The 21,314-nt window shown below is 40.2% G+C and carries 15 protein-coding genes and 2 pseudogenes; 6 read left to right on the forward strand and 11 right to left on the reverse strand.

Translation table 11 applies throughout. The features are described from left to right. Positions 1-150: 150 nt before the first annotated feature. Positions 151-2,589: an ABC transporter permease gene (locus PGX00_RS22545; protein ID WP_272140791.1), complete on the reverse strand. Its 2,439-nt coding sequence runs from the start codon at positions 2,587-2,589 to the stop codon at positions 151-153. Between the two features lie 2 nt (positions 2,590-2,591). Continuing rightward, positions 2,592-3,262, reverse strand: a pseudogene (locus PGX00_RS22550) (ABC transporter ATP-binding protein). Between PGX00_RS22550 and PGX00_RS22555 the strand changes: the two are divergent. The 4 genes and pseudogenes from PGX00_RS22555 to PGX00_RS22570 all read left to right on the forward strand — a co-directional run bounded on the left by PGX00_RS22555 (position 3,261) and on the right by PGX00_RS22570 (position 8,921). After that, positions 3,261-3,859 (forward strand): annotated as a pseudogene (locus tag PGX00_RS22555) (arylesterase). The pseudogenes PGX00_RS22550 and PGX00_RS22555 overlap by 2 nt on opposite strands. A gap of 86 nt (positions 3,860-3,945) precedes the next feature. After that, complete coding sequence (fabV, locus tag PGX00_RS22560) at positions 3,946-5,142, forward strand: enoyl-ACP reductase FabV (protein WP_272140795.1); 1,197 nt, start codon at positions 3,946-3,948, stop codon at positions 5,140-5,142. A 164-nt stretch (positions 5,143-5,306) separates the two neighbouring features. Continuing rightward, on the forward strand, positions 5,307-7,163 hold the full coding sequence (locus PGX00_RS22565) for a putative bifunctional diguanylate cyclase/phosphodiesterase (protein WP_272140797.1): 1,857 nt from the start codon (positions 5,307-5,309) through the stop codon (positions 7,161-7,163). Positions 7,164-7,268: 105 nt separating this feature from the next. Then, positions 7,269-8,921 (forward strand): ABC-ATPase domain-containing protein, encoded by a 1,653-nt coding sequence (locus PGX00_RS22570; RefSeq protein WP_272140799.1) that lies wholly within the window; start codon positions 7,269-7,271, stop codon positions 8,919-8,921. A 163-nt stretch (positions 8,922-9,084) separates the two neighbouring features. Here the strand turns inward: PGX00_RS22570 and PGX00_RS22575 are convergent, their stop codons facing one another. The 4 genes from PGX00_RS22575 to nrdD all read right to left on the reverse strand — a co-directional run bounded on the left by PGX00_RS22575 (position 9,085) and on the right by nrdD (position 13,855). Then, positions 9,085-9,762, reverse strand: coding sequence for an ATP-dependent zinc protease family protein (locus PGX00_RS22575; RefSeq protein ID WP_272140802.1), 678 nt, complete (start codon positions 9,760-9,762; stop codon positions 9,085-9,087). A 41-nt stretch (positions 9,763-9,803) separates the two neighbouring features. Beyond that, entirely contained in the window at positions 9,804-10,985 is a 1,182-nt protein-coding gene (locus PGX00_RS22580) for an amino acid aminotransferase (protein ID WP_272140804.1), read from the reverse strand. Positions 10,986-11,223: 238 nt separating this feature from the next. Then, complete coding sequence (nrdG, locus tag PGX00_RS22585; protein ID WP_272140806.1) at positions 11,224-11,688, reverse strand: anaerobic ribonucleoside-triphosphate reductase-activating protein; 465 nt, start codon at positions 11,686-11,688, stop codon at positions 11,224-11,226. A 46-nt stretch (positions 11,689-11,734) separates the two neighbouring features. After that, positions 11,735-13,855: an anaerobic ribonucleoside-triphosphate reductase gene (gene nrdD, locus PGX00_RS22590; RefSeq protein WP_272140808.1), complete on the reverse strand. Its 2,121-nt coding sequence runs from the start codon at positions 13,853-13,855 to the stop codon at positions 11,735-11,737. Positions 13,856-14,141: 286 nt separating this feature from the next. Between nrdD and PGX00_RS22595 the strand changes: the two genes are divergently transcribed. Next, positions 14,142-15,089: an endonuclease/exonuclease/phosphatase family protein gene (locus tag PGX00_RS22595; RefSeq protein ID WP_272140810.1), complete on the forward strand. Its 948-nt coding sequence runs from the start codon at positions 14,142-14,144 to the stop codon at positions 15,087-15,089. 141 nt (positions 15,090-15,230) lie between these two features. Here the strand turns inward: PGX00_RS22595 and PGX00_RS22600 are convergent, their stop codons facing one another. The 5 genes from PGX00_RS22600 to PGX00_RS22620 are packed head-to-tail and all read right to left on the reverse strand — an operon-like array spanning position 15,231 to position 20,866. After that, positions 15,231-16,280 carry an efflux RND transporter periplasmic adaptor subunit gene (locus PGX00_RS22600; RefSeq protein ID WP_272140812.1) on the reverse strand — a complete coding sequence of 350 codons (1,050 nt, stop codon included), beginning with the start codon at positions 16,278-16,280 and terminating at the stop codon, positions 15,231-15,233. Continuing rightward, the gene (locus PGX00_RS22605; protein WP_272140814.1) at positions 16,277-19,597 is read right to left on the reverse strand and encodes an efflux RND transporter permease subunit; all 3,321 of its coding nucleotides are present in this window, start codon (positions 19,595-19,597) and stop codon (positions 16,277-16,279) included. Before PGX00_RS22605 ends, PGX00_RS22600 begins: the two co-directional genes overlap by 4 nt. A 59-nt stretch (positions 19,598-19,656) precedes the next feature. Beyond that, complete coding sequence (locus PGX00_RS22610) at positions 19,657-20,112, reverse strand: YeeE/YedE family protein (RefSeq protein WP_272140816.1); 456 nt, start codon at positions 20,110-20,112, stop codon at positions 19,657-19,659. A gap of 12 nt (positions 20,113-20,124) precedes the next feature. Beyond that, positions 20,125-20,544, reverse strand: a complete 420-nt coding sequence (locus tag PGX00_RS22615; protein ID WP_272140818.1) for a YeeE/YedE family protein — start codon at positions 20,542-20,544, stop codon at positions 20,125-20,127. A gap of 28 nt (positions 20,545-20,572) precedes the next feature. Further along, the gene (locus PGX00_RS22620) at positions 20,573-20,866 is read right to left on the reverse strand and encodes an ArsR/SmtB family transcription factor (RefSeq protein ID WP_272140820.1); all 294 of its coding nucleotides are present in this window, start codon (positions 20,864-20,866) and stop codon (positions 20,573-20,575) included. A gap of 157 nt (positions 20,867-21,023) precedes the next feature. Between PGX00_RS22620 and PGX00_RS22625 the strand changes: the two genes are divergently transcribed. Beyond that, a complete protein-coding gene (locus tag PGX00_RS22625) occupies positions 21,024-21,209 on the forward strand; it encodes a YgaP family membrane protein (RefSeq protein WP_272140821.1) in 186 nt (61 codons plus the stop codon). The last annotated feature ends 105 nt before the right edge of the window (positions 21,210-21,314 follow it).

Genomic DNA, 21,314 nt, shown 5'->3' on the forward strand with positions numbered 1-21,314 from the left:
TAATTTGTACACATACCGTTGCGCAAACGACAATATTTACAATATGTTAACCTTGCGCAACGGATAGTCTTGAATTGTGGCAATAATACAAACTTTACGTTTACAAAACGGTTTTGTGGATAACCCCACTCATAACATCCGTAGTACTCCTCATTCATTACCCTTTATTGGCTTCAATAATTTTTTGATCAGAGAGTTAATCACCATGGCAAGCACGGTAAATGAAATAAGTGGCAATGCTACCCAAAGTGTTGGGTGTAATTGACCATCGAGCTCGAACCCAAAACGCATAATACTTGCCACACTCGCTTCGGCACCTAAACTAGCAACCAACCCCGCGGTAACTGCCATCAAGCCATATTCGCTCCATAACGTATTGGTCACACGCTTCTTTGATGCGCCTAAAGTTCGATATAATCGAATTTCATCTTGTCTCTGAGAAAGACTCAGCCTTAGAAGAGTGAATATCAGTAACAAGCCAGCTACAACGCCGAGTGACGCCAACACCGTAACTGACCAGACCAACTGAGTTAGCAGGCCTCTAATTTTGTTCCCCATGACTCGTATATCCAGCAAACTAACCGTGGGAAATTCGCGAGATAGTGACTTTAAGATTGGACTTTGATTTTCTTCAATTCTAAAGCTAACCATCCAAGTGGCAGGCAACGATTCAAGTACGTCCGGGGTAAAAATAAAATAAAAGTTGGGCTTCATTTCTCGCCATTCAACATTCCGAATACTATTAACTGTCGCATTCACTTTTTGACTATTAATAGTGAAGCTCAATTCATCACCAATTTTTAGATTCAAATCAGCTGCAACTTCAGATTCAACAGAAACTCCTGCTGTAGATGTCCATTCTCCTTCGATTATAGAGTTAGCGTCTGCTAAAGCTTCAACCCAAGTAAAGTTCAGTTCACGACTTAGCGATTCGGCCCCTTCCTTTACCTTTTGATAATTTTTCGCTTCTACGCCATTTATACCATCTACTCGGCCCCGTATTATCGGGTAAGCGATGGAACGTTCAATACTTTTTCCATCAAGGGTTTCTAAGTATCCCTCTATTTCGTAAGGTGCAATGTTAATTGAAAAGACATTTGGCGCATTGTCTGGAATAGTTTGTTGCCAGTCTTGCAAAAGATCAGTTCGTACTAGCCAAATTACCGCCAATAACATAAGGGATAGACCCAAAGCTCCGAATTGTAATGCACTGGCGATTGAAGAGCGGTTAATGCGACTTACTGCTAATTTCATAGACGCCGAAATAGGCAATTTGTTTATAACTTTAACGATCGCGATACTTATAACACCAAGCAAGACAAACAACAGCACTATGCCTCCTAATACAATCCAAACTAAGGTATTGCTTTGATAAGCAATGATCATAGGAAGTATAGGAACGAGCACCAATAAATATGTGTGCCATGATGTTTTATTCTGACTTACCTGCATCACGTTAACTGCAGACGTATTTATTAATCCCAATAAAGGTATACCTAATGCTGGAATGCCTATAAGAATACAGGTAACAAATGAGATAAAAATGGGTGTTAGGCCATAACTCGGAAGTGGACTAGGTAATAGATCGGTCAACGGTATACGTAGGAAGATTTCTAAAAGGTAACCTGAAAAAATACCGAAGACCGCACCAATTGCAAACAGGATGACAATTTGAGTGAATAGCCAACGTCTCAACCAGGCTTTGCTTGCCCCTAGACTTTTTAGCATTGCAACAGTTTTTCTTCTACCTGCTACGTAGTTTTGGCAAGTTAGTACTAAGGTCGTTGCAGCCATAATGATAACAATAGCAACAGTCAGAGATAAATATTGAGTTGTACGACTGAACATTTCATTGTTTCTAGAACTACTATCTTGGTCTCTCCATCGGTCACTCGGTGTCAACGTGACCGAATTTTTTATTACCTCAAGATCCTTATCATCGCCCAAGAGATAAAGGTTAAATCGGACTCGACTGCCTAATCTAAGTGCGCCTGTTTTTTCTATATCCGAATCATGGATATATACGGTGGGCATTTGTTGAAACGGATTAAATGACAACCCAGGCTCTTGAACTATTTTACCACTAATAACGAAGTCAGCGTCGCCCAGGGTGACAGTGTCACCAGAGCTTACTTCTAACAATGAAAATACGCGCTCATCAAGCCATAACTGTCCTGATTCAACTTTTGAAAACGTTGTTTTACCGTCATCTAGGCGTAAATCGCCGCGCAAAGGGTAATTCGAATCAACAGCCTTTACGGTGACAAGTTGCATCTGTTCTTCGCTAAACGCCATCGTAGAAAAACGTGTTAATTCGGACTCAGTAACACTTGGCTTAGCTTGAATCGTGTCCAACAACATAGGTGGGACAGGATTCGAAGATGAATAAACCAAATCTGCGGTTAATGCATCTTTACCCTGCTTAACAATAACCTGTTCCATTCGTTCTGCTAGCGCAGACAAAGCAAAAACACAGGCAATAATCAACGTAAGTGCGATTGAAATCGGCCACAATTGCCCATGGCGTATCTCTTCTAAGCTCCACTTAAATAAACGTCTATTTAGAGAGAAAACTGCTTGGTTATCCATGCCTATTTCTCCAGTTTACCAGCCTGCATATGGAAAGTTCTATCACAACGCTCCGCTAAAATTGGGTCGTGTGTGACTAAAACAAGTGTTGTGCCGTGTTTTTGATTGAGGTCAAATAACAGCTCAATTACTTTTTCTGCGGTATGTTGGTCTAAGTTTCCTGTTGGTTCATCAGCAAAAAGAACTTTTGGCTTAATCATAAATGCGCGCGCTATCGCGACTCTCTGCTGCTCTCCACCAGAAAGTTGTGAAGGAAGGTGGTCAATTCGATTACCCAACCCTACTGAATCTAGAAGCGCTTTTGCTCTTACTTGATCTTCACTCTCACCTCTAAGTAAACAAGGCAATGTCACGTTTTCTAAGGCAGTTAAACTGGGTATAAGTAAAAAACTTTGGAATACAAATCCCACGGAATCGCTTCGAATCGCTGCTCTTTTTCTTCATCTAGCCCTGACAAAGCCTGTCCCATTAAATGTACATCACCGCTGGTCGGCACGTCTAAACCTGCGAGCAATGTCATTAACGTAGACTTTCCTGCTCCAGATGTACCGACAATAGCGACACATTCACCCTGACTAATTTCTAAATTTACGTCTTCAAGGATTGTTAAATGTTCTCGTTTAGTAGAGACTAATTTTGTTAGCGATTCAGCTTTAATAATGGAATTTGGCATGACTAGATTTATATCCTTTGTTTTTCTTCTTTTTCCTGTACTGCAAGTAGTACCACAATTTTAGTATTAGGTGATAGTTTAAGTGCTGGGTATCAAATGGCAATTGAGCGCAGTTGGCCATCCCTACTCTCTTCCGACTTGAAAGAAAGAGGCTTCGATTACACCGTAGTCAACGCAAGTATCTCCGGTGACACGACTGGTAACGGCCTAGATAGGCTACCAACACTGCTGGAACAACATAAACCGAGTTGGGTCTTGATAGAGCTCGGAGCGAACGACGGACTCCGTGGATTCCATCCAAGAATTGTCACAAAAAATTTGCAACAAATTATTTCCCTTAGTCAGCAGGCTGCAGCGCATGTCGCGTTAATGCAAATCCAGGTCCCACCTAATTATGGTCAAAGGTATAGCCAAGCATTCGCTGATATCTATCCAAATTTAGCTGATGAGAACCAAATACCACTGCTTCCTTTCTTTTTAGAACAGATAATTATGAAAGAAGAATGGATGAAAGAGGATGGACTTCACCCTAAGGAAGTCGCTCAGCCATGGATTTCTAATTTTGTTGCAGACAACTTTGCACTATATCTCGATTAGTCACCAAAAATTGCCCTAGCGCAAAACTTAGTGAATGGCGTGCTTATATATTGAAACACTAAATTATCAAATTGAGACCGTAACAAATGATAATAGAGCCAATAATTAAGGGCGTTGTTGCAAAATCATCACATCCAACTGGATGCCAACATGCCGTTCAGCAACAAATTGACTACGTTAAATCTAATAAATCAACAACTAAAGGCCCAAAACGGGTGCTTATTCTTGGCGCTTCGTCTGGTTTTGGACTATCTGCTCGCATCGCTGCAACCTTTGGAGGGAGTAATGCAGATACGATCGGTGTTTCGTTTGAACGAGGCCCTTCAGAAAAGGGCATAGGAACGGCTGGTTGGTATAACAACATCTATTTCACGCAGCAGGCTGAAGCAGAAGGTCGAATCGCAATAAACATCGTAGGCGATGCTTTTTCAAAAGAAGTACGGGATCAAGTTATTGAAGCCATTGAAACCTATTTTGAAGGTGAAGTCGATCTTGTCGTATATAGCCTCGCTACTGGTGTAAGACCAAAACCGTCTGGTGATGGGATGTGGCGCTCAGCAATAAAAACCATTGGAGAGAGTGTTACAGGAGCGACAATCGTTCTAGAGAACGATAGTTGGCAAGAAACAACCGTAGAACCAGCAACAGAAGAAGAAATCGACTCTACAATTAAAGTGATGGGTGGCGAAGATTGGGAGTCTTGGATAGATACCTTAATTAATTCCGATTCTATCGCGCAAGGTGGTAAAACTATTGCGTTTTCTTATATTGGCCCCGAACTTACTTACCCGATTTACCATGAAGGCACACTAGGTAGAGCGAAAGTCGATCTTCATCAAACCAGTCATGCGTTAAACCTTAAACTGGCCAAAATTGGAGGCGGAGCGTACGCAACGGTATGTAAAGCGCTAGTTACAAAAGCAAGTGTCTTTATACCTGCTTTTACGCCTTATATCCTTGCTCTGTATAAAGTAATGAAGCTAAATGGTACCCACGAGTCCTGCATACATCAAATGCATCGACTCTTTAGTGAGAAACTTTACGCAGACACTGTGCCTGTTGATGGTCAGAGATTACTACGATTAGACGAATTTGAATTAGATACGAACGTTCAAAACCAAGTAGAAGCTATCATGAGCACGATGAATAGCCAAAACTTTAAACAAGTTGGAGATTATCAGGGTTATAAAGAAGAGTTTTTAAACCTTAATGGTTTTGGATTTAACGAGGTAGATTACAGTGAGTTTTTTGATATCGAGCAACTTAAAAAATTGAAACCTTAAATTCCTGTACATTAATTAACCAAATTGCCTCACTTTTAACACAAGCCCTCCTATAAGGAGGGTTTCCTATATCAATAATTCAAATCTGGCATATACTTTGAACATTGACGCTTAAAGGATTTAAACGTCGTCTACATAGTAAAAAGCACATGGAAAGGTGCAGTATGATTAAAATTAAAACAGAAACATTAACGCTATCTAATGCCATATTAAAAAAATTTCAGATTTTCGTGGACCTTATTGGTGATTTTACCTCTGTAGAATATGCAGGGGTACTCATGTACAAAGGCTCGAAAAAAGAACTTTGTTACCATCGTTCTTTACCTGTACAAAATCAAACAGCCGAACAAACAATCACCTCTCTTCACTCAAGTGTGTTTGACACTATTTCAGTAGAACCCGTTGATGATATCCATAAAAAGATATCGGGAAGAATCAATACTAACCATGGGGTTCAATTTTATTCAGGCTACTCTTTATCTTGGCCAGATGGTTCATTGTTTGGTGCGATTGTGATCGTTGATCACGCCATTGAAAAACTTAATTCAAACAGCCTTAAACTATTATCAAGTTTCAAAGAATCTATCAGTGCTCGACTTGAAACAATATATCAAAATGAAAAATTGTTAATGTTAACTACACGTCTTAAACGCAGAGGTGATAGCAAAACTAAAGATATCGCGAGTTTAAATTACACACTTAGTCAAGAAATTGACAAACGAAAAGCAGCAGAACAAGAAGTGGTGTACCATAAAAATCATGACAGAGGTACCGGGTTTCTCAATCAATACTCTTTGCTACAGCATACTAAGAACTTATTAATCCAAGCTAAATCAAACCGTGAAAGTATTGCTGTTGTCCATATAGCCTTTTCAAATGGTCGCAAGTTACAAGAACGCTATGGCGAATACGCTCTGAACAGCTTATTGGTCGCATTTCGAGAGCGTATTGGTTTAATAGATTGTATCGAGTCCGTCACAGCCAGAACTAGCATTTCAAATTTTATCATTGCAATTCGAACCAAATCGTTAACTCCCTTCATCGACAATTTTTGTTATCGATGTCTTGAGATATGTCATTCTGACTTTTCAATCGATAATGATCGTGTTCATCTACAAGGGTTTATTGGTGTTTCAACTAACGTTGACTCATCGAAAGCAGAAGATTTAATCTATTTTGCAAACGAAGCAGCGTTTACGAGCAAAGAAACCGGCCAGAAATACAGTTATTACTCTGAGTCGCATACCGAAAAACAGCTACAAATTAATGAAATCGAGAGCTACTTGTTAGACGCGGTTCGAAACAACGACCTAAAGCTCTATTATCAACCTAAAGTTGAATTAAAATCAGGAAACTGGATGGGGGCAGAAGCTCTTATTCGTTGGAATCATCCCGTTTTGGGGAATGTTTCAAACGAAAATCTGATTCAGCTTGCTGAGCAAAATGGCTTAATCTTTGAGGTTGGTAATTTCGTGTTGCGCTCTGCAATTGAAAGTGCCAGTGATTGGATAAAATATAATGACAACTTCAAAATCGCAGTTAACGTTTCGGCTATACAGTTAAAGAATGTAGATTTTGCTAAGCATGTGGCTCACTTGCTAAAAATTTATGAACTACCTGCCAACAAGCTTGAATTGGAAATTACTGAAAGTTCTTTAATATCAGATGAATACCTAGCTAGAAAGACACTTCATCAGCTAAGCAAACTAGGTGTTACGCTGTCACTAGATGATTTTGGAACAGGCTGTGCTTCTTTCAGTTATCTTAAAAATTACCCTTTCAATAGCCTAAAAATCGATAAGAGTTTTGTACAAAACCTGACAAGAAATTCTAATGATAAAGAGATTGTTCGGTCTATAGTTCAAATAGCGAAAAAACTGAATCTTGATGTGACGATTGAAGGAATAGAAAACCTTGACCAAGAACGCTTCGTACTAAATGAAGGCTGTGATTATGCCCAAGGCTATTTATATGGCAAAGCAATGACAGGTGATGAATTCAAACAATGCATCGCTAAGTGATATTTACACTAGCTATCTCGTGTCTCGTTACCTATAATTCTCAGCCATTACAATTTTTAGCCTACCCAATCAACGGCAAGGCTAACTTATCAAGCATATGGTTTTATGGATCAACTAGTAGCAAAACTTAAAAAACTCGAAAAACAGAATTACCGTGCCTATCAGTCAATTAAAGGCCAATATTCTTTCGATGACTATACCCTATATATTGACCATGTTCAGGGTGATCCATATGCCTCATCTTCTCGTTTTAGGGCGGTGAGACCATGGTCTATGACTGGATTACTCTGGTTAAAAGAGCAATCTGTCTCTTTTCAAACCGCAGCACGAGATTTTATTGCTCGAAGCTTCTCTTATTTTGCAGCTCAAGAAAACGCGATTGCTATATCCTTAACAGGGCAAACCGTGCTCGATAGTACTGCGGTTCTTTTTACCGATGAAGGCATCGAGTTAAGGTTTAGAATCAACCTTCCAGCGGAAGGACGAAGTATTCTGGCCAAAAAAGCGCTTAATATTATTACCTTCCATCTGCCAAAGTACATACGAAAATCGACTATTGAAAGAGAGCTTGATAAAGAGGCTTTGATCAGACATTGCCAATGCAATGAGGATCAAGACCATCTTCGAGCCCAACTCGAAGCTAACAACTTGCTTGCTTTTATTGAAAACGACAGTTTATTGCCACGACAAGCTGGTAATAGTGATCTACCGATGAAAGATGCGGTCAAATTTACTTCGCCATCCTCACTTCAAGTTCAGTTAGAAACGGTAAACAGAGGTACGGTGTATGGAATGGGGATTCCAAAGGGAATAACCTTGATAGTAGGTGGTGGCTTTCATGGAAAATCCACACTGCTTAATGCTATAGAACGCTCTATTTATAACCATATTCCAGGTGATGGGCGTGAAGGTATTGTTAGCGATAGCAACTCAATGAAAATCAAAGCAGAAGATGGCCGTTGTGTTCATTCTCTGAACCTTTCTAACTATATAAACCATTTGCCAATGGGCAAAGACACCACCGATTTTTCGACACAAGACGCTTCGGGTTCGACTTCTCAAGCAGCATGGTTACAAGAATCCATTGAAGCAGGTGCCACATCTATTTTGATCGATGAAGATACTTCTGCTACCAACTTCATGATTCGAGATGAACGCATGCAAGCGTTAGTTAATAAAGGGGATGAGCCTATAACGCCATTAGTAGACCGGATCCGCCAATTAAAAGAAACGCTTGGTATTTCTACTATGATTGTCATGGGCGGATCTGGCGATTATCTCGACCATGCCGATACGGTCATTCAGATGCACGACTATCAAGCCGTAGACGTGACAGCAAAAGCAAAACAAGTGGTTAAATTACATCCAAGCCAAAGAATTCAAGAAACAAATCAAAAACTTGGTCAGTTCCCTTCTCGTTCATTAAGTTTAACTACGCTACAAAAAATATTGAGCGATGGTAAATTCAGGGTATCAGCTAAAGGTAAAGACGCATTGCGATTCGGCAAGGAGTTTGTGGATATTTCGGCACTAGAACAGATCGAAAGTGCAAGCCAAATAAATACAATTGGCTGGGTTTGGTTTCAACTTGCCCAAAAACCAGGTTGGACAAATATGCCTATTCAAGAAATAGAAAACGTTCTTCAAGACCATTGGTATCAATCTATGCCTAACTATGGTGATCTTGCTAAACCGAGAACTTTAGAAATTAGTGCGACACTCAACAGGTTACGCAAGGCGAACTTCCAACCAAGATAACGCGTCCCTATCAGCCGACTATCTTTAATTAAACTCGATTTCTTACAACAGCAAGAGAGCCCGCATCTCTTGCTGTTTTTTTTGAGAAATTTTGTTATTAGAAAGTGATCGAACTATTTAGCTATAACGTTCATTTCTGACGTTATAGCTAAATGAAAAAGTGTTATTTAACTTTCGGTTGAACGAGCTTTCTACTTACGTCAACAACCGCAATATCACGAAAAAAACTCTGCCCTAACAAGACTGGATATTCTAAGTGAGTCCTATCGGTCAGAGTAAAATCGGCTTTCTCTTTCACTTCTCCGACCTGAACCCATGCGGATACCACAGGACGTTTTTGTGCCTCATCACTATTTGCTTGCTTAATTTTTGCCCAGCGTAAAATTGGAAGGCTAATCTCTTTAGAGCTAATCTTAGTATGTTGCACTCTAAACTTGACCCAGTCTTTACCTTCTCTCTCAAAAGGAACTACATCTACCGCACTGATAGACGATGTTGTCGCGCCAGAATCAATCTTTGATTTGAAGCTCTGATCTAAACCGGGAATATATACCCACTCTTCCGAACCTAAAATTAATTTACCTTCTGCTGTTTCGATTGGTGCAGGTTTAGGGACAGGTTTAGGTTCTGGTTTTACTTCCGGTTCTGGGATCACTTCTATCTGCGGCTTTTCTTGCTCTACGATAACTTTTGGCTCTTCTGTATCGACACTTGGTTCATCAACCACTGTTTTAGGTGGTTCTTCAATTTGTGGCTTATCCATAGACGTGGATTTGTCACCTGTAGAAGAACAAGCGACTAAGCCTAAACACAACAGAGTGGATAACAGTGATTTATTCAATTTACTTCTCCTAGCCGAAAACTTTTTAAAAATACAGTTAGTTATGAAATGGTCGCGATAGCATTTGCTACATATGGAATATCTTTTTCTGTTAGGCCCGCAATATTGATTCTGCCATCTCCTACCCCATATATTCCGTACTGCTCGCGAAGTTGAGTCATCTGAGTTTGAGAAAAGCCTAGCACAGTAAACATACCTTTGTGAGACTCAATAAAATCAAACTGTTGAGAATTGTGAACTGTTCGTAACTCATTACATAATTGCTTTCTTAAATTCACTAATCTCAGCCGCATAGATACGAGTTCTTGTTTCCAAATGTCGGTTAAAGGATCACTATTTAATACCGTTTTAACCAAAGCAGCACCGTGATCTGGTGGCATGGTGTAAGTCGCTCGCGCAAGCTGTAATAACTTACCTTTCGCGTTATTTACATCGGTTTGGTTTTTTCCAACAACAATAGCGGCGCCAGTACGTTCACGATATAAGCCAAAATTCTTTGAACAAGAAGTCGTGATCATCATTTCTTCAAGGTTGTCTGCCATAAAACGTAGACCTTGGGCGTCTTCATCTAATCCATCACCAAAGCCTTGATATGCGATATCAACAAAGGGGATGAATCCATTTTTTTGCGACAGCGCTGTTATGGTTTTCCAGGCTTCAAAATCAATGTCAGCGCCGGTCGGATTGTGACAGCAACCATGTAACAACACCACGTCATTAGGGCCAGCGGTGCTTATATCTTCAAGCATTGCCCCTATATCAACCTGCTTGGTTTCAGTACTAAAATAACGATAGTGCTTTACTTTGAGACCAGCGGCTTCCATTACTGGTTGATGATTTACGTAGCTAGGATTACTTAACCACACTGTAGTGTCTGGCTTGGCTACTTTCATCAGGTCACCTAACATACGAAGCGCACCGCTTGCTCCTGGTGTCTGAATAGCTGAAACTCGTCCCATTGCCGATGTTCCAGATAACAGAAGGTTCGTTATGCTGGTATTAAATTCTTCACAACCTGCTAGCCCGACATAAGATTTTGTTGTTTGGGTTTCTAGCAGCAACTGTTGTGCTTGCTGAATTGCTAGCATTATAGGAGTTTCACCTAAATTATTTTTATACACTCCAATACCGAGATCGACCTTTTCAGTGCGAGGGTCGTTACGATAAGCGACAGATAACGACAGTATCGGGTCTTGTTGCGGGGTTGGTAGATGTGCAAACATGAAATCACATTCCTTTGCTATGTTTTGTTTATTCAAACGCGTCTTCCCTGGCAATAATGCATTACGTTAAGAACAATTCAGTAACCATATGAGATAGCTCATATCTACGTCAGTTAAAAACTAAAACTAACGTAATTGCAACGCACATCGGAATCGCTTTGATTTATATCGAGAAACCGTATAAAAAATAATACAGATAGATGAAGGTGAGTGAAAGGACTATTTGGCTTAGTTAAGATTATTTAAGGTAGTGAACTATTTGATTAGCACTGCCGCGCCATTCTAGAGATGGATCGGCTTGGTCCTGCTCATACTTCCCGTCAATAAGCACGTCCACAAGATCCACAACCTGACGCTGTTTATCGTTAAGTTCTGATAGCAAATACCCAGACCACAGCCAGATATCCTTACCATCGCATTCCGCTTTAACGCGTTCTACCAAATGAAGCACCGCATCAAGGTTTTCTGGGTGTAAAGGATCTCCGCCACTTAATGACAAACCGCGTTTTTTTATACGCGTATCATTCAGGTCGTTAATCAATTGGTCTTCCATTAAGTCGGTAAATGGATGACCGGAGTTTGGTGACCATGTTGCTTGGTTATAGCAACCTTTACACTGGTGTGAACAGCCAGACACAAACAAAGTTGCGCGCGTACCCGGACCGTTAACGACATCAATAGGATAGTACTGAGAATAGTTCATAGCGACCACATACCTCCTCTGTTAAGAGGAGGTAATTTACATTATTTTATAGGTGTTTAATTCGGCGTTTAACTTCTTCTTGCTTACCTAAATTAAATGGACGGGCATCTGGGCTACCTAAGTATCCACAAACGCGTCGTGTTACAGACACTTTTGTTGAATCATGATTGCCACACTTAGGACAAGTAAACCCTTTACTAGTACAGTCAAACTCACCGTTGTATCCGCATTCATAACATTCATCGATAGGGGTGTTAGTGCCATAATATGGTACGCGGCTATAACTGTAATCCCATACGTTTTCTAGCGCTTCAACATTTTGCTGCATGTTCGGGAATTCACCGTAACAGATGAATCCACCTGTAGAGAGTTCAGGATAAGGCATTTCAAAATCAATCTTGTCGTACGGATTGACCTTCTTTTCAACATCTAGGTGAAAGCTGTTTGTGTAGTAGCCTTTGTCTGTAACGCCTTCGATGACACCAAACTCTTTAGCGTCTATCGCACAGAAGCGATTACACAAGTTTTCACTTGGTGTGCCATACAAACTAAACGCGTAACCTGTTTCTTCTCTCCAGGTATCAACAGCCGCTTTCATTCTGCGCACCAGTTGAATAGCTTTAGCATTTAGTGTCGGATTATCGTAGACGTGTTCTTTGCTCTTATACAAAGCATTGATAGTTTCATGAATACCGATGTAGCCTAATGAAATCGAAGCGCGACCGTTCTTAAAGATTTCAGCAACAGCATCCTCAGGGTTAAGCCTAACGCCACAAGCACCTTCCATATAAAGAATTGGGGCTACCTTGGCTTTTACTTTTTCTAAGCGGTTAATACGAGTTTCTAGTGCTCTACGCGCTAACTTGAGTTTGTCATCTAAAAGAGCGTAAAACTTTGATTCGTCCCCACCCGCTTGGATAGCAATTCTTGGCAAGTTTAGGCTTACTACACCGAGGTTATTACGACCATCATGAACTAACTCACCATTTTGCTCATAAGGGTTAAGGAAGCTACGACATCCCATAGGTGTTTTGAACGAACCTGTTATTTCGACCACTTTATCGTAGTTCAAAATATCTGGGTACATACGTTTAGTCGCGCACACTAACGCAAGTTGTTTGATATCATAATTCGGATCTGAAGACGTATGGTTCAAACCGTCTTTAATTGCAAAAACAAGTTTTGGAAAGACGGCTGTTTTCCTGTTCTTACCTAAACCAGCGATACGATTTTTTAAGATTGAGGCTTGAATAAGCTTAGCTGCCCAACTTGTTCCGAGCCCGAAACCAAAAGTAACGAATGGTGTCTGTCCATTAGCTGTATGTAATGTATTTACTTCATATTCTAAAGATTGAAATGCGTCGTAACACTCTTTTTCTGTACGTGAAATAGCAAATTCTTCAGGATTGTGAATATCCCATTCTTTCGCGATCTCCATATGCTTATCATAGCTTGTCAGAACGTAAGGTTCTAAAATTTCATCTATTGCGTTTATGGTTGTGCCACCATAAATATGAGACGCAACTTGCGCGATAATTTGTGCAGTAACTGCTGTAGCTGTGGAGATTGACTTTGGTGTATCAATCTCTGCATTGCCCATTTTAAAACCATGAGTAAGCATGCCTTTAAGATCAATCAACATGCAATTAAACATAGGAAAAAACGGTGCATAATCGAGATCATGATAATGGATATCACCATCATCGTGAGCTTTCACTATATCGCGCGGTAAAATGTGGGTTTTAGCATAATGTTTTGCGACGATACCAGCTAATAGATCACGCTGAGTAGGGATTACTTTTCCGTCCTTATTCGCGTTTTCATTCAATAGATCAGCATTACTCTGCTCAATCAGACCTTGAATTTCTTTAGTAAGTGCACTTTTTTTATCACGGGACATATCGCGATCATGTCGATATTCAATGTAAGAACGTGCCATACCTTTGTATGGGCCTTGCATCATTTCATTTTCAACTAACGTCTGAATCTCTATGATATCAACTTCGTCATGGTCAAGGAGTTTATGTTCAACAGCCTCTGCGACTTTCTCTGCATAAGCGGTAACATCACTGTCGATAAAGGTTGAGGCACTTTCGACGGCTGTAATGATGCGATCCCTTGTAAACGGGGCTCGAGAACCATCTCTTTTAATGACGACTGTTTTCACTTTTTCTCCTTACCCTAGATATCCACAGATTATCAACAAAACACCATATAGGGTATTAACATTAGAAATTCACACTACATATTGTGGACGTATTTAACGAAAACCACCACCCAAGAGTCTTGATTTAGATCAATAAAAACTAACTGAAGGCTAAGATCGAAGCGATCTTTTTGCATAAGATCCCATTGCTTAAAGAAACAAAATATTAATGCAAATATGAGCCTTTGGGGGTTGAAATTTTTGATACCCTGATACAATAAGAGCTACAGAAGTATTGAGGGGAGCAATGATAAATTTGCTAATTAAAAAACGGCTATGTGTATCACTTTTTGTATTGTGCACTTTATCCACAGAGTTTGCTTTTGCAAATTCAATTCTAGTAACAAGTTGGAATATCGAGTGGTTATCGACTGCAGATAAAACCAGTCGACTGTCTACACCTCGAACACAAAAAGATATTGATGTGTTAGCGTCTCATTTCAAACACATATCACCTTCCGTTTTATTTTTCCAAGAAGTTGACTCTAGTAAAGCTATTCAGAATATTATCGGTAACAGTTACACCGTTTATCTTTCTGATCGCGCTAAGGAACAGCATCGACGCCATCAGTTCGACGATATCAATCAATATACTGGTATCGCGGTTAAGAAAGGCATTGTAGTTCTTGATCCCACTGATATCCGACTAGATCGTAGCTCAAACAGTAAATTAAGATTTGCGACTTACTTGATAATTGATAAAGAGAAAACCTCTACTGACCGTAGAGCGCCTTACACGTCTAACGATTACAACAAAATTCATCTACTTTCTCTACATTTAAAAGCAGGATGTAGTGGCAAATTTAAGCCATCAAAATCGTGTGTAACACTAAAACAGCAAGGGCGTGAATTAAACCTTTGGATAAAAGAAAGAGTGCAAAACAAAGAAAGTTTTATCGTCGCTGGTGATTTCAATCATAACCTCTCCTACCCTAACGACTGGTTTTACAGTGAGATTACGCAAGCCGTACAAACCAAGACTACCTTAGCTAGCAGGAAAACCACCGCTAACTGTGTAGTGAAGTCAAATAGAAACCCAGAAAAAACTCATCAGTTTAAGAGCCTTATCGATCATATGATCATTAGTTCAGATTTAACGGATAACCAAGTGACACAGCACGTATACTCGAAAAGTGACGTGTTAAACTATCATCTTAGCGATCATTGTCCTGTTTCATTGCTAATTCGCAACTAACCGATACAGCAGAAGATTACGCGATAATAACTTCTATACCTTTGCTTCTAAAACCGTCTACATATTGTTCAGAACACATATTAAAAAAAGAAAGGCCCGGATATCGGACCTTTCTTAACGTCTGTCGAAACTAAATAGGTTTTATTTATATTCAAGCGGATTTAGTACTAACTCGTCACCACTCGAAACTCCTTTTCTAACTTGATAGTTGTCAGCTAGCTGTACGAGACGATTATGAATCGCGCCATCTTTAACTACTTTAACGTAATCTAACTGTCCAACATGGTAAACCGTATTCTCTGGTAAAATAAGTACCTGTTGCTCATCGCTCTGCACAACAACCTTGGCATATACCCCCGGAAAAACAAGAGACTGAGTATCCATGTTTAACTTAACCACGAAACTTCGTGAACTATTGTCCGCAGCTGGCGTTATCTCAACAACTTCTCCTAAACCTTCAATATCATAAGTCGGTAATTGATAAACTAAGTGTGAACCAAGTTTTACATCTCTAATTTGTGCTTCTGAAATGTTAACTTGTAACTGTAGTTTTTCTGGGTTGTACATACTTAATAATTGCATACCCGGTGAGGCAGTATCGCCCATATTTGCGTTCTTTTGAGTAATTAATCCATCGAATGGAGCGGTAATTAAGCTAAATCCAAACGTGGTTTCTGCTTCCACTACGGCAGCTTGTGCCTGTTTGAATGAGGCTTGCGCTGTTTTCAACTCACTTTCAGCTTGGTCAAATTGAGATTGTGATAACACTTTTTTCGTTACCAACTCTTTTATACGGCGATATTCTTTACGTGCTGCGTTCAGTCGAGCTTGAGAGGAAGATAAAGCCTGCTCAGTTTGTTGAACTCTTGCGTCTAAATCTGTGCTTTCTAGACGCATCAGCACATCACCTTGCTTAACGACCGAACCAACATTAACCAACACCTCAGCGACTTTTGCTGTCAGCCTTGCAGATATGATCGCTTTTTGTTCAGCCGCTACTGTCCCTGTAAATTCGTAGCTAACGGGGATTGTTTGCTGAGAAACCGACACAGTTTCTAATTGTGGAAAGTCAGTAGCTTGTTTAAGTCCCTGCTCTGGTAACTTCTCGGTGAAGTAACCCGCCATATACAGGAACATTAGTCCTAATATAGAAAATAGGGCTAGCCCTAAGACGGCCTTTGAATGTTTCATACTTCTTCCTCTTCTTGAGTGGCTAAACCATGTCCTTTCACATTACGATATGCGAGGTTGTACACCACAGGGATGACCAATAAAGTGAATACGGTTGAGGCTGTGATACCGAATATAATCGCCCACGCTAAACCATTAAAAATAGGATCAAGGGTTATAACTATATTACCTAGCAGAGTAGTACCAGCCGTAAGTAAAATGGGCCTCATACGAACCGCACCAGATTCTATAAGCGCATCTTTTAACGCTTTACCCTCTGCCAAGGATTGTTGAATAAACTCAATAAGAACAAGAGAGTTTCGTACAACGATACCAGCTAATGCGATCATTCCGATCATTGCTGTTGCGGTAAACAGTGCCGGGTTAGGATAACCATTAATATCTTGACTAAATACATTAAGTATCCAAAATCCTGGCATGATACCAATGACAGTAAGCGGGATCGCTAGCATAATGATGCCAGAAACCGCTGGTAGGCCTGTTTGTATTAACATCACTACAAATACACCTAATAAGGCGGCTCCATAGGCGATACCAAGATCAATGAATACATCTATTGTAATCTTCCATTCACCTTCGCCACTCCAAACAATCGTGGTTCCGTCGTCAACTGACCAACCATCTCCCGCACCATTATTTAAGTAACTTCTATCGCTAACAGGTATGCGTTCGCTTAGAGTTTCTTCATCTCTATCCGACATCACATCAGCCACAATTTCACCGGGTACTCGTCCTACAGATTCTGCGTAAACGTACACCACGGGCTTTAAATTTTTATGATTTATGGGTTGTTCAACTGGCTTTTTAACAAATCGACCAAGTTCAGAAATTTGTACAAGAGGTTGAGGTGCATCCACCAAAGCGCCATGTATTTCATTCTTAGCGATACCCGCTCTGCCTCTTACATAAAGCGACGTCAGTTTGTTTAAATCATCTCGATTACTTTTAGCGAGACGAACTTTTACCTGTAACGGATTAATTTCTCGTTCATCTTGTAAATTGGCTAAAACAAAACCTTGATTAGCGGTTCTAATCGCCTCATTTATGTCATAAACAGATATACCCGACAAAGCGGCTTTTTCTCGATCAACAACAAACTGCCAAGTATCGAAATTACCTTGAATTGATGTATCGACCTCTGAAACAAATTCTTCTCGTTTCAGTCTTTGGGCTACCTTCAATGCTTGTTTTTGCAATGATTCATAACTCGTCGTTTCTTCGCCATAAACTTCTGCAGTTATTGTTGCTATCACTGGAGGACCGGGCGGAACCTCAACCAATTGAACATCCGCGAAGTGCTTGGCAGCTATCGTTTCTAAATCACTTCTTAGCCGCGTAACAATTTCATGAGACTGTTGGTATCGCCTGTTCTTTTCCGCCAATACTATTCGTAACTCACCTTGATTCGGTTGGCTACGCATAAAGTAATGCCGAACCATACCGTTAAAGTCCATTGGAGACGCAACACCCGAGAAAGCCGAGACAGAAACAACTTCAGGAACAGTTACAAGGTATTCTGAAAAATCTCTTAATACATTTGACGTGTGAGCAAAACTCGACTGTTCCGTCATATTAACAACAAGTTGAAACTCATTTTTGTTGTCGTACGGTAGCAGTTTCAATGGGACCAACCTTAAAGCTGGTAATAATGCTGCACCAACAAATAGAACGGCAACTGCACCTAAAAATAACCAGCTCTTTCGATTATTATCAAGCATAGGAAGAAGTAGTTTCTTATACCAGTTGTATAATAATGTCGTCTTAACGTCGTACGTGCCTTCATCACTTGCTCTTCGTAATATTTTACGTGCAAGCCAAGGCGTGATCATAAAGGCAACAATCGTACTGAAAATTACGCTTATTGGTACGTTAAAAGCAAGTGGTGCCATGTAAGGCCCCATCATACCTGTAATGAAGAACATTGGTGTAAATACGATCACGATAGCGACAGTCGACATCAGCAATGCACTACGAATCTCTGCCATAGCCAAAACAATCGCTTTTGTACGGGTAAGGTCTTTTCTTTTTAGGTAGCGTTCGATGTTGTCAATACTCGCAATTGGATCATCAACGATAAGACCAAGAGCCAAGATTAAAGCAAATAAAGTGACACGGTTAATGGAGTAACCAAACGCCAAGTCCATACCTAATGCTGCGCCATAACTGATTGGAATTGCTATACCGACTACCAGTGCACTCCGCCAGTTTAGAAATAAACCGACGAAAACCACCACCGTAAGGATAGAGATACCTAAACTCGATACTAAGTTTGAAACTTTGTCGTCCGCCGTTTGACCATAGTTTCTGATAATGCTTAACTCAACATCTTTAGGAAACTGTTCAACCGATAAACTATCGAGTTCTTTTAGTACATTTTGTGCAACAGTTACGGCGTTAGACCCTTTTTGCTTAGCAACCGAAATGTATACTGCTGGATAAGTCTGACTGATTTCTCCATTTGCAGAGCCAAATTGAAACCAAGTGTCGTCAGTCGCTTCCTCAGGACCGTCAGAAATCGCCGCCACGTCGCGCAAAAAAACAGGTTTTCCATCTACGACATTAACAACCAGTTCACCCAGTTCTTCTGCTTTAGTGAAGAATTGCCCTGATTCGAGCTGATAGACCAACCCTGATTGATGAATAAGACCAGAATCTTGTTTGTTGTGACTAATAGAAAATGCATTTTTTAAGTCATCGATAGTCGTTTTTCGACTAGCCATCGCTGCACTATTGAGCTTGACTTCGACAATGCGCGACTGTCCACCTATTACTTCGACAACATTGGTACTGTCTAAGGCTTTTAACCGCTGAGTCGCTTGCTGTGCGATTCGGCGTAATTCATAGTTACCTATTTGCTCGGGGTTAGTAGAATAGAGCGCGGCAACAACAATTGGCACATCATCAATTTCGACAGGTTTTACAATCCAGTTAGTAACAGAAGACGGAACCTTATCTTGATTTGCGTATAACTTGTTATAGAGCTTAACAAGTGCGTCTTCCCGTCCTTCACCAACGAAATAACGCACGATGACTTGAGCGGCTCCTCGCATAGATGTTGAATAAACGTATTCAACACCATCTATTTGGCTCAATAATTTTTCTAAAGGTTCTGTTACCTGCTTTTCCACTTGTTTGGCACTTAAACCAGGTGCCTGAATTATGACATCCGCCATAGGAACGATGATCTGAGGATCTTCTTCTTTTGGTGTCATAACAAGTGACACTAATCCAATTGCCAGCGCAAGTAGAATTAATATCGGAGGAAAAAAGCTGTTCATTACTTTATGAACAAAGCCACCGTTAAAATCCTTTTTCATCTTTCCTCCTAAACCAATCCATTCATTTAGATGTTAACTAACATCTGTCTTTGTTAATACTAGTTACTTGAAACCGTTTGTGGTTCGGAATGCTTCTTTTTATTGATACAAATCAAAATATTAGCTAAACCAAGACCGACCATCATAGTAGAGAAAAATATCACGACTCCAGCATTACCTGCTGCGAGTGACGAAACAACCGGACCTGGGCACAATCCAACTAATCCCCAGCCAATGCCAAATGTCGTTGCACCAACCACTAAACGCGTATCTATTCCGCTTTTCTTAGTCATGCAAAACTCTTCAGCTAAAACCGGTTTGCTACGAGGTTTAATTATCAGTAAATAAGCTGGTAGGAAGACAGCTAACGCACCACCCATAACAAACATAAGATCCGGAGACCACTCTCCGGCCACATCTAAAAAACCGACCACATTGATAGGGTCAACCATGCCGGATATCGCCATTCCTAGACCGAACAAAAGACCCGCGATAAGGGATACTAAACGAAACATACTCACTCCAAACTATAATAGGTGAAGACGGATAAATACCGTCAATGCGGCAACCGACATAAAAATAGCGGTCGCTACAAAAGAACGAATTGACAGTCGTCCCATTCCACAAATACCATGGCCACTAGTACAGCCATTACCAAGTTTGGTGCCTAATCCTACTAACAGTCCTGCTAAAGCGAGCATTCCAGTACTCGCTGCAAATTCTGTTGGTATGCTTGCGCCAAAAAACGTAACACCTAACATCCCACCAGAAATCATGCCGACAAAAAACAGCATTCTCCACAAATAATCTTTTGATTTTGGGGTTAATAGCCCAGTTAGAATACCGCTTATCCCAGCGATCCTTCCATTCATTAGTAACAACAAGGTGGCCGATATCCCTAATAGCACACCACCAAACAACGAATCCCAAGGAATGGTGAAGCTCATTTTTTTACCTCTAATTTTTAGTCTAAATTTAAATACAATAAATTTGATGTAGATTCGTTATCAATGAACTAACCCGCTCATCTGACAACGAATAAAAAACTTGTTGTGACTCTTTCCTCACATTAACCAGCCCATGCTTTCGTAATACAGTCAAATGTTGAGAAAAAGCAGATTGACTTAAGGTAGAGTTCTCTTGAAGTTTACCCGCCCCCACTTCACCCTGCATAAGCTGACAAAGAACCATGAGTCTTTCGGGGTGTGCCATTGTTTTAAGCAACTCAGACACTTCAGCAGCATTGCTTTGCATTTTTAATAATTCCATGACAACCCCTATAAGTTAATTTTCTTATTTAGATTTTACTAATATAGTAAAGTTAGTCAACTCTTTATTAGCAAAACCGAATTAAATAAAAATAACATTAGACATTTCTAAATTAGAATATTATAGTTTGATTGTAAACAACTCAGAGGATAGAAAAATGACAGTAGATAATGGTATTAAAGTGTTGGCTGGTAGCATGGTTCTATTATCGGTGGCTTTAACTTATTTTGTTCATCCAGGATTTGTTTGGTTAACGGTATTCGCAGGCCTTAATCTATTACAAAGTGCCTTCACTGGATTTTGCCCAGCAGTGTTCTTTCTAAAAAAATTAGGATGTAAATAGCATTGGGACGGGTCACTCAAATAGCCTTCCAGAATAGGTTTAGAATAAATCCGGTAGTAAGAAGCTAAGAAAACACAATTCATAGTCCACTAACCTTTTTCGGTT

The sequence above is a fragment of the Vibrio algarum genome, from assembly GCF_028204155.1.
Taxonomy (GTDB): Bacteria; Pseudomonadota; Gammaproteobacteria; order Enterobacterales; family Vibrionaceae; genus Vibrio; species Vibrio algarum.

What these genes read in the sequence shown, in the direction of transcription:
- PGX00_RS22545 (WP_272140791.1), bottom strand. Translation starts at nt 2,589, where the DNA reads ATGGATAACCAAGCAGTTTTCTCTCTAAATAGACGTTTATTTAAGTGG.
- fabV (WP_272140795.1), top strand. Translation starts at nt 3,946, where the DNA reads ATGATAATAGAGCCAATAATTAAGGGCGTTGTTGCAAAATCATCACAT.
- PGX00_RS22565 (WP_272140797.1), top strand. Translation starts at nt 5,307, where the DNA reads ATGATTAAAATTAAAACAGAAACATTAACGCTATCTAATGCCATATTA.
- PGX00_RS22570 (WP_272140799.1), top strand. Translation starts at nt 7,269, where the DNA reads ATGGATCAACTAGTAGCAAAACTTAAAAAACTCGAAAAACAGAATTAC.
- PGX00_RS22580 (WP_272140804.1), bottom strand. Translation starts at nt 10,985, where the DNA reads ATGTTTGCACATCTACCAACCCCGCAACAAGACCCGATACTGTCGTTA.
- nrdG (WP_272140806.1), bottom strand. Translation starts at nt 11,688, where the DNA reads ATGAACTATTCTCAGTACTATCCTATTGATGTCGTTAACGGTCCGGGT.
- PGX00_RS22595 (WP_272140810.1), top strand. Translation starts at nt 14,142, where the DNA reads ATGATAAATTTGCTAATTAAAAAACGGCTATGTGTATCACTTTTTGTA.
- PGX00_RS22600 (WP_272140812.1), bottom strand. Translation starts at nt 16,280, where the DNA reads ATGAAACATTCAAAGGCCGTCTTAGGGCTAGCCCTATTTTCTATATTA.
- PGX00_RS22605 (WP_272140814.1), bottom strand. Translation starts at nt 19,597, where the DNA reads ATGAAAAAGGATTTTAACGGTGGCTTTGTTCATAAAGTAATGAACAGC.
- PGX00_RS22610 (WP_272140816.1), bottom strand. Translation starts at nt 20,112, where the DNA reads ATGTTTCGTTTAGTATCCCTTATCGCGGGTCTTTTGTTCGGTCTAGGA.
- PGX00_RS22615 (WP_272140818.1), bottom strand. Translation starts at nt 20,544, where the DNA reads ATGAGCTTCACCATTCCTTGGGATTCGTTGTTTGGTGGTGTGCTATTA.
- PGX00_RS22620 (WP_272140820.1), bottom strand. Translation starts at nt 20,866, where the DNA reads ATGGAATTATTAAAAATGCAAAGCAATGCTGCTGAAGTGTCTGAGTTG.
- PGX00_RS22625 (WP_272140821.1), top strand. Translation starts at nt 21,024, where the DNA reads ATGACAGTAGATAATGGTATTAAAGTGTTGGCTGGTAGCATGGTTCTA.